The 15,796-nt window shown below is 47.4% G+C and carries 14 protein-coding genes and 2 riboswitches; of the genes, 2 read left to right on the forward strand and 12 right to left on the reverse strand.

Annotated elements, in window-relative coordinates:
- Positions 1-12 precede the first annotated feature (12 nt).
- The 8 genes from LCM00_RS12985 to LCM00_RS13020 all read right to left on the reverse strand — a co-directional run bounded on the left by LCM00_RS12985 (position 13) and on the right by LCM00_RS13020 (position 9,134).
- Positions 13-369, reverse strand: a complete 357-nt coding sequence (locus LCM00_RS12985; protein ID WP_224902540.1) for a phage holin family protein — start codon at positions 367-369, stop codon at positions 13-15.
- Positions 370-434: 65 nt separating this feature from the next.
- Entirely contained in the window at positions 435-1,553 is a 1,119-nt protein-coding gene (locus LCM00_RS12990; RefSeq protein ID WP_224902543.1) for a DUF4097 family beta strand repeat-containing protein, read from the reverse strand.
- Between the two features lie 28 nt (positions 1,554-1,581).
- Positions 1,582-1,899 carry a DUF4870 domain-containing protein gene (locus LCM00_RS12995; RefSeq protein WP_257992387.1) on the reverse strand — a complete coding sequence of 106 codons (318 nt, stop codon included), beginning with the start codon at positions 1,897-1,899 and terminating at the stop codon, positions 1,582-1,584.
- Positions 1,900-2,281: 382 nt separating this feature from the next.
- Positions 2,282-2,608, reverse strand: coding sequence for a hypothetical protein (locus tag LCM00_RS13000; protein WP_224902549.1), 327 nt, complete (start codon positions 2,606-2,608; stop codon positions 2,282-2,284).
- An 82-nt stretch (positions 2,609-2,690) separates the two neighbouring features.
- Positions 2,691-3,407: an SGNH/GDSL hydrolase family protein gene (locus LCM00_RS13005; RefSeq protein ID WP_224902552.1), complete on the reverse strand. Its 717-nt coding sequence runs from the start codon at positions 3,405-3,407 to the stop codon at positions 2,691-2,693.
- 128 nt (positions 3,408-3,535) lie between these two features.
- Positions 3,536-6,415, reverse strand: a complete 2,880-nt coding sequence (gene uvrA, locus LCM00_RS13010; RefSeq protein WP_224902556.1) for an excinuclease ABC subunit UvrA — start codon at positions 6,413-6,415, stop codon at positions 3,536-3,538.
- A gap of 7 nt (positions 6,416-6,422) precedes the next feature.
- Positions 6,423-8,402, reverse strand: a complete 1,980-nt coding sequence (gene uvrB, locus LCM00_RS13015) for an excinuclease ABC subunit UvrB (protein WP_224902559.1) — start codon at positions 8,400-8,402, stop codon at positions 6,423-6,425.
- Positions 8,403-8,900: 498 nt separating this feature from the next.
- The gene (locus LCM00_RS13020) at positions 8,901-9,134 is read right to left on the reverse strand and encodes a CsbA family protein (protein ID WP_224902562.1); all 234 of its coding nucleotides are present in this window, start codon (positions 9,132-9,134) and stop codon (positions 8,901-8,903) included.
- Positions 9,135-9,378: 244 nt separating this feature from the next.
- On the opposite strand from LCM00_RS13020, the gene LCM00_RS13025 reads away from it, so the two are divergent.
- The gene (locus LCM00_RS13025; protein ID WP_224902565.1) at positions 9,379-9,657 is read left to right on the forward strand and encodes an alpha/beta-type small acid-soluble spore protein; all 279 of its coding nucleotides are present in this window, start codon (positions 9,379-9,381) and stop codon (positions 9,655-9,657) included.
- 41 nt (positions 9,658-9,698) lie between these two features.
- Here the strand turns inward: LCM00_RS13025 and LCM00_RS13030 are convergent, their stop codons facing one another.
- The 4 genes from LCM00_RS13030 to LCM00_RS13045 are packed head-to-tail and all read right to left on the reverse strand — an operon-like array spanning position 9,699 to position 13,466.
- Entirely contained in the window at positions 9,699-10,910 is a 1,212-nt protein-coding gene (locus LCM00_RS13030) for a M20 family metallopeptidase (protein ID WP_224902568.1), read from the reverse strand.
- Positions 10,911-10,948: 38 nt separating this feature from the next.
- Positions 10,949-11,779 carry a MetQ/NlpA family ABC transporter substrate-binding protein gene (locus LCM00_RS13035; protein WP_224902571.1) on the reverse strand — a complete coding sequence of 277 codons (831 nt, stop codon included), beginning with the start codon at positions 11,777-11,779 and terminating at the stop codon, positions 10,949-10,951.
- A gap of 15 nt (positions 11,780-11,794) precedes the next feature.
- On the reverse strand, positions 11,795-12,445 hold the full coding sequence (locus tag LCM00_RS13040) for a methionine ABC transporter permease (RefSeq protein ID WP_148974049.1): 651 nt from the start codon (positions 12,443-12,445) through the stop codon (positions 11,795-11,797).
- A complete protein-coding gene (locus LCM00_RS13045) occupies positions 12,435-13,466 on the reverse strand; it encodes a methionine ABC transporter ATP-binding protein (RefSeq protein ID WP_224902574.1) in 1,032 nt (343 codons plus the stop codon). The genes LCM00_RS13040 and LCM00_RS13045 overlap by 11 nt, the downstream gene beginning before the upstream one ends.
- Before the next feature lie 76 nt (positions 13,467-13,542).
- A riboswitch (SAM riboswitch) is annotated at positions 13,543-13,645 on the reverse strand.
- A 126-nt stretch (positions 13,646-13,771) separates the two neighbouring features.
- A riboswitch (SAM riboswitch) is annotated at positions 13,772-13,871 on the reverse strand.
- Between the two features lie 324 nt (positions 13,872-14,195).
- Between LCM00_RS13045 and LCM00_RS13050 the strand changes: the two genes are divergently transcribed.
- Positions 14,196-15,623 (forward strand): PAS domain-containing sensor histidine kinase, encoded by a 1,428-nt coding sequence (locus tag LCM00_RS13050; RefSeq protein ID WP_224902577.1) that lies wholly within the window; start codon positions 14,196-14,198, stop codon positions 15,621-15,623.
- Positions 15,624-15,796: the final 173 nt, after the last annotated feature.

A 15,796-nucleotide genomic window follows, 5' to 3' on the forward strand; every position in this document is an offset into this window, starting at 1 on the left:
CACTCCCTTTAGCTAGTCTTCCTTCCTATCCATAACCGTCCTCTGAATAACCAAATTAACAACTGCCATAATAACAGCCACCAAAAAAGCCATCCCAAAACCATCAATCTCAAAAGAGCTTCCCATAATCCCATCAGTCAGGAGCAAAGTAACCGCATTGATAACAAATAAAAATAGGCCCAGCGACAAAAGAGTCACAGGCAAAGTCAAGATAATCAGAATCGGCCGCACCAAAACATTCAGCAGGGATAGAATGAAGCTTGCCCCCAGAGCTGCACCAAAGCTTTCTAAATAAAACGACTCACGGAAAAACCCTGCCAGAGCCGCAAATAAAACAGCATTGATCAAGATGCCTATCAGCCATCTCACGGTCCATCACCTCTTTTATGGTTAAAAGCCAGAAGCATCGCTTCTGGCCGCAGCTTATTCTTATATTATTTAACAAAATCACCAGTTTTAACAGCAATTGACCCTGTCTTGGTCTTAGCCCTCAAATCAATTGCAGCTGCAGGATCTTTAACAGACTGGAATCTGAGCATTTTCTGCACCATCTCTGATTTCTCCTCCACCACCTGGATCCCATCCAGCTCAAGCTGGAAGCCTCCAAGATTGGTTCTTAAATCACCATTGACAGGCGTCCCGGATGGAAGGTAAACATCGACTGTCCCGGTGACAGCTTCAGCTTCGAGACGCTCACATTTCTCTCCTTTAACATGGACCTGGATATTGCCGTTAAAGGATTGAAGATCTGCACTTTTATAATCTCCCGCGACTTTTATCGCCCCATTGACAGTCTCTGCTTCAATATGATCCATGGTGCTGCCAGTTACTGAGATCTGGCCATTTCCTGCCTCAGCCTCAAGGTGGCTTGCATTAAGCTTTTCCAGCGTGATTTTTCCGTTCGCTGACTTGACCTTCAGCTTTTTCACAGCCAGGTCGCTGCCTTCTACCGGCCCATTGAACATCCTGATCCGGATGCTGTCATACTGTTCCTTTGGAATGTGCACAGAGGCCTCAACTTTCATCCATTTCTGCTGCGCCGAAAACAGCAGCCGCCCATTGTCAGCCGTAAAAAGGACATCCCTTAAAAAATTCTGGCGTGCTTCTTCATGAGTTTCACCGCGGTACACCTTAGCCCGGCAGTCAATGCGGACATCATTCTGTTCCCAGGGAATCAGCGTCAGTTTTCCGTTTGCCACTTCCATTTCAATTTCGGATAATCTAACATCGTTCTGCTGGAACACATGAGATACTTCAAGTGCAGGGCCGAAATTGAAATCCAGATCGGCATCCTTAATCTTCTGGAAAGCAGTATCCACAAACTCAATGATTTTTTCCTTGGCATAATGGAATTTGTATTGAGCCGTGTCCTGCTGCTGTTTCTTCGCTTCTTCAAAATAGGTTTGGCTTCCCCATTCACTATGAAGCTTTTCCTCTTTTTTCTCCATTGTTTTCGACGCCTTTTCCAGCTCCTCAAGCAGAATAAGCGCCTCCTCAGCACGCAGGCTTCCGTCCTCGACCATTTTTAAAATCCTTTTTCTCTCATCTTTCATGCAAATGCCTCCTCGATATAGTTGTTCACTACTCTTTTGCAGCCAATATCTGCACGCCCTTGACAATATTCCAGATCACAACAATCAAGCTAAGAATGACTGAAAGGCCAATTCCAATCAGGAAAAAAACCGGAACTTCATTTGGATTGGAGAAAAGCTCAAAAGGAATTGCCAGAAAAATGACCGGCAGGGCTATCAAAGGGATCAGATGCGACAAAAATGCTTTTTTAGCATGCACTTTTACAAAAGGATTTTCAGATGCAAAGAAAACCACGAGCGGGAAAATAAATCCTGCAAAAAACACACTAAAATAACTTAATGCCGAAAGCACCTTTTTAGAATCCATCATTTTCAACTCCTTGATAATACTTACGCACAGGCGCTTTAAAAGTTTCACTGAAGCTGAAAATAATGAAGTGAATCATGCTTTTTCACAAATAGTGCAAAAATGAAAGATATTTGGATTACTTTCATAAAATTAAAGCGAGAAGAGGACAAATTAAAGGCCGTTTACAGAATCGTAACTCCCGGAGTAATGTTTATTAGCAGCTTTTTCAATTTATTAGCAAGTTTACCTAAATATTAGCAACTCTTTAAGTTTTTTAGCAACTTTCCCGATATACTAGCAACTTTCACATTTTATTAGCAACCAGCTCAAATCAACGGTTTCCCTGCCCCAGCTGTCATATAAAAAAGCACTGATTTCCAGTGCCCTTTCGAGAGCCACCCTAAACGGTTTTTGCGGCTCCCTTCCTGCTTACTTCATCAATTTTATGGACAAACATCTGGAATACCTTGCGCTTTTCTTCCAGATCCCGGATCGAGCCCTTCAGTTCATTATATTTTTCCTCAAATGGCCTGTGGTACTGCTCCCGGATTGTTTCAATGATCTCATCATTGACTGTTGATTGTATAACCTGCTTCGTTATCCCGTATTTGTATGTATACACCTGCAATTCCCTTTTAACTTCTTCATAATCCTGGTTGATCTGGTCCAACACCTTGGAAATATCTTCTTTCCATTCATTAAGGGAATCTTCAATATAAGTATGCATGGGCTGCCCCCTTGTAAACTCTTTTTGTCTATTATAAGGGCTGCAGTTTACAGCCCTTTTTCTATTCGTTTACAGAGTGGTGTCAATCTTCCTGCAGCCTGGCATATTCCTGCGCCACCCGGTCAGCAATCAGGTCATATCCGCTGGCATTGGGATGCAGGGAATCATAGAAATAGAGCTTTTTCTTTTTGCCCTTAAACAGATCGTCCGTAGGAACCCAGCTGACATGGGGATGGCTGGCAACTGCTGCTTTTACTTTCTCGTTCCAGCTCTCTATGATGCTGCCGATCTTATCATTGCCTGGATAGGGATTATAGAGGCCTAGCAGAAGAATTGGACTCTCAGGATTATTCCGCTCTGTCCACCGGATTATTTCTTCCAGGTTTCCCCTATAGATATCTTCTGCCTTCTGAAGCTTTTCTCTGTGAAGTGGTGTCAGGTCCCCGCCATTTGCGTGAAGCAGGTCATTTGTGCCGATAAAAATAATGATTGTGTCTGCCTCCTGCACCTCTTTTAAGACTGCGGGTGTATTTAGCTGCCTTTTGACGTTCAGCGTATCCTGTCCATAGACTCCAAAGTTTTCAACATCGAAGTTTTCCTCATAAATCTTGTCCAGTTTTCCTTCAAGCCTGCCGGTATACCCCTTTCCGCTTTTATCTCCATATCCGTAGGTGATGGAATCCCCGATAGCTACGATTTCTTTCTCGCCATCATGCGAAACAGTATTTTCCGCCTGGATGGCGACAGCAGAGCCAATAAGCAAAGTAAATCCGATAATAATCCAAATATACTTTTTCATCATGAACCTTCCTTTTCTAATTAAGGTTCATTTACCCGATTCAGCAGCAGGCAATCTGGCAATATCCAGCAGGAATTCCATCATACTAAAAAAGCGAGCCCGCAGTAATTGCGGAACTCACTTTGGGTTTATGCTTTTGATACGCTTGTTTCTCTTTCTTTGACCAGTTTCTGCATGCGGATGCGGTCCCTGTCCAGAATTGGCTTAAGATACTTTCCTGTATATGAGCCTTCTGCTTCAGCTACTTTTTCCGGAGTGCCCTGGGCAATGATGGTTCCGCCTTTATCGCCGCCTTCTGGTCCAAGATCGACTATATAGTCGGCAGCCTTGATGACATCGAGATTATGCTCGATGACCAGGACTGTATCCCCGTTTTCAACAAGCCTCTGCAATACGGTGAGCAGCCTGGAGATATCATCGACATGGAGCCCTGTGGTAGGCTCATCCAGAATATAGAAAGAGCGGCCGGTTGACCTGCGGTGCAGCTCAGAAGCCAGCTTTACCCGCTGGGCCTCCCCTCCGGACAATGTCGTTGCCGGCTGGCCAAGTGTGATATAGCCGAGCCCAACATCATAGATTGTCTGGAGCTTGCGGCTGATCTTTGGAATATTCTCAAAGAACTCAAGTGCATCCTCAACTGTCATATCCAGAATGTCAGATATATTTTTGCCTTTATACTTTACTTCAAGGGTTTCGCGGTTATAGCGTTTCCCATGGCATACCTCGCAAGGGACATACACATCAGGAAGGAAATGCATCTCAATCTTGATGATTCCGTCTCCGCGGCACGCCTCGCATCTTCCGCCTTTAACGTTGAAGCTGAAACGCCCCTTTTTGTATCCGCGGACCTTTGCTTCATTGGTAGAGGCGAATACATCGCGGATATCGTCAAAGACGCCGGTATAGGTTGCCGGATTAGAGCGCGGTGTGCGTCCGATCGGCGACTGGTCGATGTCTATGACCTTATCAAGATGCTCAATCCCTTTGACATCCTTATGCTCCCCTGGCTTTGTTTTGGCTTTGTGAAGCTTTTGCGCCAGCGTTTTATGGAGTATCTCGTTGATCAGCGTACTTTTCCCGGATCCGGAAACACCAGTAACAGCAGTAAACGTGCCAAGCGGGAATTTGGCATTTACGTTTTTCAGGTTGTTTTCCTGTGCACCCTTGATTTCAATGAAGCGTCCATCGCTTTTTCTCCGTTCTAGCGGCAGCGGGATGAACTTCTTGCCTGACAAATACTGGCCGGTCAAGGAATGCGGATCTTCCATTACCTCTGCAGGCGTACCCTGGGAAACAATCTGGCCTCCGTGCACGCCAGCTCCAGGGCCGACATCAATAAGGTAATCCGCTGCGATCATTGTATCCTCATCATGCTCGACGACAATGAGCGTGTTCCCGATATCACGCATATTTTTCAGCGTATCAATCAGTCTGTCATTATCCCGCTGATGAAGGCCGATTGACGGCTCGTCCAGGATATACAGGACACCGGTAAGGCGGGAGCCGATCTGAGTGGCAAGACGGATGCGCTGTGCTTCGCCTCCTGACAGAGTACCTGCTGCCCGGCTTAGTGTCAGATAATCCAATCCTACGTTGATGAGGAAACCAAGCCGTTCTTTTATTTCCCTCAAGATCAGATTGGCAATCTGCCGTTCTTTTTCAGAGAGAATGACATTTTCAAAAAAGTCTTCTGCCTCTTCGATGGACAATGATGTAATTTTCCCAATATGCTCGCCTGCAATCAGGACAGCAAGGCTTTCCTGCTTCAGGCGGTTGCCCTTACAGGCCGGGCAGGGATGCTGGGCCATATACTTTTCCATCTGTTCGCGGATATAATCGGAGCTTGTTTCCTTGAAGCGCCTTTCCACATTGCGGATGACACCTTCAAATTCTATAAAGTTCTCCCTTACCTGGCCAAAGTCATTTTCATAGCGGAAATAGATTTTTTCTCCTTTTGCTCCGTATAGAAGCTTATCAAGCAAATGCTTCGGTATGTCCTCTACAGGCATATCCATGTCAATTCCCAAGTGGCTGCTGACTGCCTCAAGCAGCTGCGGGTAATACTGTGAGCTTGTCGGCTCCCAAGGGGCGATGGCATGCTGCCTTAGAGAGAGTCCGCGGTTTGGGATGACAAGGTCAACATCCACTTCAAGCTTGCTGCCGAGCCCGTCGCAGGATGGGCAGGCGCCAAATGGGCTGTTGAAGGAGAACATTCTCGGTTCAAGCTCGCCGATGGAGAAGCCGCAGTGCGGGCAGGCATGGTTTTCGCTGAAGAGGAGCTCTTCCTCTCCGATTACATCAATGATGACTTTGCCTTCACCGAGCTTAAGCGCCGTTTCAAGAGAGTCAGCCAGCCTTGCTGCCACGCCCTCTTTTACGACTACGCGGTCGATGACCACTTGTATGCTGTGTTTCTTATTTTTTTCCAATGTGATGTCTTCGCCCAGGTCATGCATTTCGCCGTTGACCCTGACGCGGACATAGCCCTGCTTTTTCACATCCTCAAGAACCTTGACGTGGGTTCCCTTCCTGCCCTCAACAACCGGAGCGAGAACCTGCATCTTCGTTCTTTCCGGATATTCCATAATCCTGTCGACCATCTGCTCGATTGTCTGGGAGGATATCTCCACATTATGGATCGGGCATGTCGGACGGCCCACCCTGGCGAACAGCAGCCGCAGATAATCGTAGATTTCCGTCACGGTGCCGACAGTCGATCTTGGGTTCCTGCTTGTTGTTTTCTGGTCGATGGAGATTGCCGGCGACAGCCCTTCAATGGCATCGACATCAGGCTTATCCATCTGGCCGAGGAACTGGCGCGCGTAAGCGGAAAGAGATTCCACATAGCGGCGCTGCCCCTCTGCATATATCGTATCAAAGGCCAAGGATGACTTCCCGGATCCGGAAAGCCCCGTCAGCACCACGAGCTTATCCCTCGGGATGGTGACATCAATATCCTTCAGGTTATGGGCCCTGGCGCCTTTTACAATCAGTTTTTCCATTGCCATCAGTTCGTCATCCTTCCGCTTTCAGCTCTAATAATAGATCACGAAGCTCGGCCGCCCGCTCGAAGTTGAGCGCCTTGGCTGCTTCCTTCATTTCCTTTTCCATATTTGCGATCAGTTTGTCGCGTTCTTTCTTTGTCATTTTTGCCGGTTTGGCCGGTGCAGCATAGTCGGCCTGCTCCTCGGCAGCGTGGGTGGCGCGGATCACATCGCGGATTTCCTTCTGGATCGTCTGCGGTGTGATGCCATGCTCCTCATTATAGGCTTCCTGGATTTCCCGGCGCCTTTTCGTCTCGCTGATCGCCAGCTCCATTGAATTGGTGATCTTATCAGCGTACATGATGACATGTCCGGATGCATTCCGGGCCGCGCGCCCGATTGTCTGGATGAGGGACCTTTCTGAACGGAGGAAGCCCTCTTTATCTGCATCAAGAATGCTGACAAGGGAAACCTCCGGAATGTCGAGCCCCTCCCTCAGGAGATTGATCCCGATCAGTACATCATATTTTCCAAGGCGGAGCTCACGGATGATCTCGATCCGCTCCAGCGTCTTGACCTCTGAATGGAGATACTGCACCTTTATGCCGATTTCCTTCAGGTAGTCGGTCAAGTCCTCTGACATTTTTTTCGTCAAGGTCGTAATGAGGACCCTCTCATTCTTCTTTACCCGTTCATTGATTTCGCCAATCAGGTCATCGATCTGGCCTTCAATCGGGCGAACCTCGATCGTCGGATCAAGCAGCCCTGTCGGCCGGATGATCTGCTGGACCATTTCAGGCGTATGCTCTATTTCATACGGACCCGGGGTTGCGGAAACATATACAATCTGATTGATATGCTTTTCAAATTCCGGGAAGGTGAGCGGCCTGTTGTCCATTGCGGAAGGCAGCCTGAATCCATGATCCACTAAAACTGACTTCCTGGCCTGGTCCCCGTTGAACATACCTCTGACCTGAGGGATCGTAACGTGTGATTCATCTACGACCATCAGGAAATCATCAGGGAAATAATCAATCAGCGTATATGGCGTTGAACCAGGGGGGCGGAGAGTCAGGTGGCGGGAATAGTTTTCAATGCCTGAGCAGAAGCCCATTTCCCTCATCATCTCCAGGTCATAGCGCGTCCTCTGTTCCAGGCGCTGAGCCTCAAGGAGCTTGCCGTTTTCGCGCATTTCCTCAAGTCGTTCCTCTAATTCTTTTTCGATATTCCCGATTGCAATCTTCATCTTTTCCTCGCGTGTTACGAAGTGGGAGGCCGGGAAGATGGCAACATGGTCGCGCTCGCCCATGATTTCTCCGGTCAGTGCATCCACCTCGCGGATCCGGTCAATCTCATCACCGAAAAATTCGACCCGCATGCAATGCTCATCCCTTGAAGCCGGGAAGATTTCCACCACATCTCCGCGGACTCTGAACGTCCCCCTCCGGAAATCAATATCATTCCGTTCATACTGGATATCAACAAGGCGGCGCAGAAGCTGATTCCGCTCAATTTCCATCCCTGTCCTTAAAGAGAGAACAAGCTCCTTGTATTCCTCAGGTGAACCGAGGCCGTATATGCAGGAAACACTGGCGATGATGATAACGTCTTTCCGTTCAAAAAGTGAAGACGTCGCTGAGTGGCGCAGCTTATCAATTTCATCATTGATGCTCGCATCTTTTTCAATGAATGTATCTGTCTGCGGCACGTATGCCTCAGGCTGGTAGTAATCATAATAGCTGACAAAATACTCTACAGCATTGTTCGGGAAGAAGTCCTTGAACTCACTGTAAAGCTGGCCGGCCAGGGTTTTATTATGGGCAATGACCAAAGTAGGTTTGTTAACCTCTTTAATCACATTGGAAATCGTAAACGTCTTACCAGTACCAGTCGCACCCAACAGGGTCTGATGACGCTTGCCGGAGCGGATGCCCTCGACAATCCTGCTGATGGCCTCCGGCTGATCGCCCTGCGGCGAGTATTTTGAGACTAATTCAAATTGGTCCTTCACAAAAAAAGCCTCCTGTTCAAGAAGTTGATTTTAACATTTTATCTATATTTGCAGGCAGGCATACCAGTAAGCAAGCACCTTGCTTCCGTTGCCCCTGTTCTTTTAATGGTTAAGCGGTCCTAAATGCACGTGATGATTCCTGCTGAAGATATATTATAGAAGAAAAAGGTCAGAAGCCTTGTACGAAGCTGAAAAACTCATATCCTCATTCTACCACAAAGCACATGAAAGAAACCAGGAATATGCGAACGGATATTCGTTTTTCATGAATATCATGTGATGATTAAAAACGGCTCCTGCCTGAATCAGCTCGATTCCTGCCGAAGAAAGGTTAATCAAACGTTTGATTAAATGGTGACCCAGCCGCTTAAAGCTGGAATATTTCCCGCGAAATATGTCGGCGGGAAATATGGATGTTGATGACAATTAAAAGCCTTGCCTGCTAAATAAAATAACCTGCCCGATTAAAACCAGGCAGGTTTTTGAAAGATTATAAAATTAAGCTCGCTTCTTTGCTCTTTGTTTCATGATCTGTGCATACCAGAAACCGGCAGTCAAAGAAAAGGCATCAACAACAATAAGCCCCCAGCTGTCTGTATAGCCCTTGTAGACGGAGGCGGCAATCAGGGCGACTGTCAGAATAAGCCCGATCACATGATTATACGTCACCCTGGTAAACAGCATGACAAGCAGTCCGGGCAGCAGCAGGGCTGAAAGATACTTTAGCGCCACTTTTTCACACCTTCTTTATAATAGATTCACTATGAATTGCGGACAAGTATAACATTAGAATAGCGGTTCAAAGTATATGATACAAGCAATTTCAACGAAACGCCTCTGTTTTTTCTTTTATCCTTCGGGCATTGGTGTCTGCTCACCGGATTCTGTGTGGTACTGATTATATGGCCGGAGCTTCGCTTAGAAAAAGGCTGTTTGCAAAATACTAAGCATAATGAACAGAAAGGAGGTTTGCATGATGTCCAGAAGAAGGAGGCGCCCTCTTGTACCAGAATCCCGTGAAGCTCTCGACACATTGAAGGCACGTGTCATGGCCGGCCAAGGCTATAAGGTCAGTGCGGATGCGCCGGAGGAAGTAAAATATGAGGTGGCCAGGGAAAAGAATGTTCCGCTTCAGCCGGGATATAACGGCAGGCTGACATCCCGCGAGGCAGGTAAAGTCGGCGGCCCGATCGGCGGCAGCATGGTGAAAGAGTTAATCCGTATGGCCCAGGAAAGCCTCAATAAAAATCAATAGTAAAACGGAAAATAGAGCCGCCATATTGGCGGCTCCATCCTTTATTTTTGCGCTTCTTTGTTCCTTGTGAACTCTTCTTTAATGGAAGCAAGGAGTTCAGGCTCAGTGATAAGCCGGAATGCAGTCTGTGCCAGCGCCTTTGCACCTGTGAGCAAGGCTTCATCGCCTTTTTTCGAGCGTGCAGCTTCACGGAAAGGTACGGTATGGGCAACAAGGTCGTCGCTGCCGATCTTGATATAAGGGTGAATCGTAGGTACCTGCTGGCTGATGTTGCCTGCATCTGTCGAACCGATTCCTTCCCTGCCTGAGATATCGACCTCTTCGCCCAGTTCCTCGATGACTTCACGGAATGCTTCATCATACGTTCTATTTAATAGAAGATTATCGACTTCATTCTGGAATGCGATCACATTCAATTCAGCGCCAGTTGCCAGGGCGGCACCTTCTGCCACCTTCTTCACTTTTTCTGTAACCTCATTTAAATAGGTTCTTGTTGCTGCCCTGATGAAGAAACGCGCTTTTGCATATTCCGGGATAATATTTGGTGCATCGCCTCCGTGAGTGATAATGCCGTGGATCCGGACATCATCCTTCAGCTGCTGGCGCAGGGCATTGATGCCGGTGAAAAGCTGGATGACCGCATCAAGGGCATTGATGCCTTCGTGCGGTGAAGCCGCGGCATGGGCAGGCTTCCCGATATACTCAAAGTCCAGCGGATCTACAGCCAGTGAGGAGCTTGTCAGTGCCGTCTTGCTTGAAGGATGGATCATAAGCGCCGCATCAATTCCCTCAGTCAGGCCGTGCTTCACGAAGCTGCCTTTTGCACTTCCGTTCGGACCGCCTTCCTCTGCAGGTGTTCCGAATACGACGACCTCTCCGCCTGTTTCTTCAATCACCTTGCTTAAAGCAATCGCTGCCGCTGTGCTTGTTGTGCCGATGATATTATGGCCGCAGGCATGGCCGATACCCGGCAGTGCGTCATATTCTGCAAGGAAAGCGATGGATGGTCCAGGCTTGGAAGACTTTTTCCTTGCGGCAAAGGCTGTCTCATGGCCGGCAACTGCACGTTCGACCTCAAAGCCCTCTTTTTCAAGAATTCCCGAGAGCAATCCGGATGCAAAAAATTCTTCGTTGCCGATTTCCGGCTTGTCATGGATCTGATGGCTTGTTGAAAGGTAAAGCTTCCTTCCAGCCTCCACACTTTGATTGATTCTTTCCTTCAGTTCGGTTACAGATTTAACAGGTGCTGACATCATGATTTCCTCCTATTTGCGGTGCCAGGCACCGGTTTTTATTCTCCGATTTCACTAAGCGGAACGAATGTCGGGATGGTGCTGCCTTTGTATTCTTTTTCAATGAATTCGGCTACATCATCTTCCTGGTACAGTTCTCCAAGGCGCTTCAGCGTTTCATTGTCTTTGTCTTCTGTTCTGGCGGCAATGATGTTGATATATGGTGTTGCTGTTGCACTTTCATGGAAGATGGAGTCTTCAACAGGGTTAAAGCCAGCATCAACAGCGATTCCATTATTGATGATGGAGGCCGCTACATCCGGCAGGACGCGCGGTGTCTGGCCCGCCACTACAGGAACAATTTCCAGGTTTTTCGGGTTGTCGACGATTTTGTCGATGCTTCCATTCCCGTCAAAGTCTTCAGGCAAAGTGATCAGGCCGGCTTCCTGCAGAAGCAGGAATGATCTGCCCATATTGGTTGCTTCGTTCGGCACGGCAATCTTTCCGCCTTCCGGGATATCTTTTACATCCTTATATTTTTCAGAGTAGATTCCCATTGGTGCAATGACTGTTGTAGCGATTGGTGAAAGATCCAGATCATGCTCCTTTTTAAAAGCATTGAAGTAAGAAATGGTCTGGAAGGCATTGGCATCAAGCTCTCCCTCTGCAAGGGCAATGTTTGGCTGGACATAATCAGAGAAGCGGACGATTTCCACTTTGATTCCTTCTTTTTCAGCCTTCTTGGCTACGAAGTCCCAAATGCGGTTGTCTGACCCGCTGACCCCGATTTTCACTTCTTTTTCTTTTTCCTTGCCGCTTGTTGATGATGAGCAGGCTGCACTGAAAACCGCCAGCGCGAGGATGATTGCTGTTAATATTAGTTTTTTCATGGATGATTCCTCCTGTTATCGTCTTCTGATTTTTTTGGATAAAATATTGCCGAAGCTTTGCAGCCCCTGGACCATAATGACCAGGATAGCGACTGTTATGATCATGACCGTTGTATCAAAGCGCTGATAGCCATAGGTAATGGCCAAATCGCCAAGCCCGCCGCCTCCGACAGCCCCTGCCATGGCGGATGCTCCGACAAGTCCGACGGTTGCAATAGTCAGTGCCAGGACAAGCGAACTGAGTGCTTCCGGTACGAGAAACTTAAAGATGATCTGCGCCGGTGTCGCCCCCATCGCTTCCGCTGCCTCGAGGACACCGGGATCAACCTCCAGGAGCGAGTTCTCGATCAATCTTGCAATATATGGGCCGGCATAGAATACGAGCGGTACCACAGCAGCGGCCGTTCCGATTGAGGTGCCTACTAAAAACCGCGTCACAGGAATGATTGCTACCATCAGGATGATGAATGGAACAGAGCGGAATATGTTGATGATTCCATTCAGCACGTTAAAAACGGGCAGATTCTCCAGCAGATGGCCTTTTCTCGTAATTACCAGCAGGATTCCCAGCGGCAATCCAAGGATGGTGGAAAAAAGAAGCGAGAAGGCCACCATTTGAATGGTTTCGATGAGTGCTTCTATGATTTGCGTGTGATCAACTAGCATGTGTTTTCACTTCCTTGATTGAGACTTTTTCCTGATGAATGTACATAAGGGCGCGCTGCACTTCCTGGTCGGTTCCCTGGAATTCGACCACAAGGTTCCCAAACGGGATGCCCTGCAGCTCGGTTATATTCCCGAACAGCACATTTATATCTATATCGAACTTCTTGGCAAGCCTGGAGAGCAGCGGCTGTCCCGCTGACTGGCCGACGAAATTGATCCGGAAGATCCTTTCCCTGCCATTGTTGTTCTCAACAAGCTGCTTTACAGAATCAGGGATCGAATCATTCATGACAGAGCTGACAAAGTTCTGGGCAGTCTGTGTTTTCGGCGCCGAGAATACATCGAACACTGATCCTTCCTCAATGATCTTCCCAGCCTCGATCACCGCCACCCTGTCGCAGATTTCCCTGATGACCGTCATTTCATGGGTGATGATCAGGATGGTGATATTGTATTCCGCGTTTATTTTTTTCAAGAGCTGCAGGATGCTGCTTGTTGTCTGCGGGTCAAGGGCCGATGTTGCTTCATCGCACAGCAGGATTGAAGGCTGTGTGGCAAGCGCCCTGGCAATCCCGACTCTTTGCTTTTGTCCGCCTGAAAGCTGATCCGGATATTTATCCGCTTTATCAGCAAGGCCGACAAACTCAAGCAGCTCAGCCACCCGTTTTCGGATCTGCTCTTTCGGGAGCTTTGCCAGGGTGAGCGGCATGGCTACATTGGCAAACACCGTCTTTGAGTTCAGCAGATTGAAATGCTGGAATACCATCCCGATATTACGTTTAACTTCTCTCACCTCTTTTGCTGAAAGAGAGGTAAGGTCATGCCCATCGACGATCACCTTGCCTGAGGTCGGCCTTTCGAGCAGATTCACACAGCGGATCAGCGAGCTTTTCCCCGCACCGCTGAAGCCGATGACACCAAAGATTTCTCCTTTATTGATGGCAAGATCAATGCCATTCAATGCCGCAACCTGCTGGCCCCCGCTTTCATACACCTTTTTGAGATCCTGGAATTCTATCATTTTGTTTCACCCTCCATATCAATTAAAAAACCCTCTCCTGGGAACAGAAGAGGGCATGCATCATCAGCATTGGCTCTTCTTATCTCCCAGGCTCACACCTGCTGGAATTGGCACAGTACTCATAAGAGTCCGCTGCCGAGGCTTCACAGGGCCAGTCCCTCTGCCTCTCTGGATAAGAAATTAAGGTTTTCCTATATAATTAATTGGTTTTAATACAATAGCTATGCAGCATCCCGCATTTTATTCCGGAAAACAAGAAAGCCCTCTTCAAAAAGAAGAGGGCAGAATAATAGGCGTTCGTCCTCTTCTTATCTTTCAGGCAATCTGCCTGCTGGAATTGGCACGGTTCATCAGTCCGCTGCCGAGGTGTCATAGGGCCAGTCCCTCTACCTCTCTGGATAAGAAGCTATCGTATTAAGTTTGTTTGCTTGATTAATTGTTTTTTACTTTACACGCGTTTAAAAGTTCTGTCAAACCCTTTTTTGAAATTTGTGGATAAAAAATTTTATCCACAAATTTATGTAAGCCCTTACTTAATTTTATGGAATTCTTAAAAAATAAAGCTCCCTCTTCTGTGGATAAAGGAGGTTTTCCACATTTTCCCCTTATGTTATCAACATTCTCCCCAGGATACACACAAGAAGAGGGAGTTTACTCCTATATTTCTGCACGCCCGTCTATTGTATAATAGTGGAAAAGCGCAAATTGTACTGCATTCCGGGAGGGATAATGGTTTTGATTGCAGCAAACAGAGACTATCAATCTGAATTATTTGTGGACAAAGTTGAAGCAAAGAATCTCGAACTGGCTCTGAGGCATTCGGCAGACCTGATTTCAAGGCATACTAAAGAAGGCATCTTTTTATATGTTTCCCCATCCTGCAGCACCCTTTTGGGCTATACACAAGAGGAACTGTACAAGGACTGCATTCTTTCCTACTGCCACCCCCAAGACAAAGAAATCCTCAAAAAAGAATTCCGCGGGCTATCCCCGGGCAGCAGCTCACGCATTTCATTCCGGTTCCGCCGCAAGGAAGGCGACTATATCTGGCTTGAGACCAGCATCAGCACACTCGGGGACGGCCAGGAAGCCATGTGTATTTCCAGGGATATGACCGAGCGCGTCATTATGGAAGAAGAAAACATGGAAACTCAGGAGAAATACCGCTTCCTGGTTGAATACAGCCGAGATACCATAGGCATGACAACTGAGAAAGGCATATGGACCTATATGAATGATGAAGGCAAGAAGGTGTTTGGCTTCACTTCAAGCAAGGAAATCATCGGCGCCTCTTTGTACGACTATGTAGCACCTTCTGACCATGGCTATCTGAAGGATTTTTACCAGGCGAACCAGACTGTCAGCTTTGAATTAAACCTGATCAGGAGCGACGGGAACACCCGGAAGGCAGCCATCCAGCTGATTCCTACTGTTTTTAAGAACCGAAAGCTTTTCCAGATTATCATTAAAGACGTGACCGGCCAGAAAAAGACCGAAGAAAAGCTTCATAATGCAGAAAAGCTCTCTGTCGTCGGGCAGCTTGCCGCAGGAATCGCCCATGAAATCAGAAACCCACTTACCGCAATCAAAGGCTTTACCCAGCTTCTTACTGAGCGGAAAACAGAAAAATATGCGGATGTGATTCTTTCCGAGCTCGAACGGATCGAGGAAATTGTCAATGATCTCCTTGTCCTGGCCAAGCCTGTTGTGACAGAGGCTCAGGAAACCAATCTGGTGAATATAGTCAAAAGCGTCGTCACCCTTTTAAACACCCAGGCGCTTATTTATAACATTATGATAGATGTAAAATACTCCCTGGCTGAAATCAGCGTCCGCTGTGAGATTGATAAAATCAAACAGGTGCTCATCAATGTTATCAAGAATTCGATTGAAGCCATGCCCCATGGCGGAAAAATCAGCATTGAAGTCAGGCAGGATAACACCTTTGCGATGATCAGCGTGAAGGATGAAGGTGTCGGCATCCCTGAAGAACGGCTGCCTAAGCTCGGTGAACCGTTCTACAGCACGAAGGAAAAGGGGACAGGCCTTGGGCTCATGATCTGCAACCGGATCATCAAAAGCCATGGCGGGAACATTTATATTACAAGCAAGGAAAATGAGGGGACCATCGTTAAACTGCTGATCCCTGTCGTCTAAGTGGAGCTTCCGGCGTTTCTGCCGGAGGCTTTTTCTGCAATATCTGCCTCTATTAAACCTCTTCCTTTACAGCTGTATGGCTCTCCTTCTTAAGAACATTTCCCTTCCCTTTCAAACATATGTAAAAACTCCTCTCAAACTGCCGATATAAACTAGGATAATAGATATAGAAA

It is taken from the genome of Bacillus infantis (assembly GCF_020171945.1).
GTDB lineage: Bacteria > Bacillota > Bacilli > Bacillales > Cytobacillaceae > Bacillus_AB > Bacillus_AB infantis_A.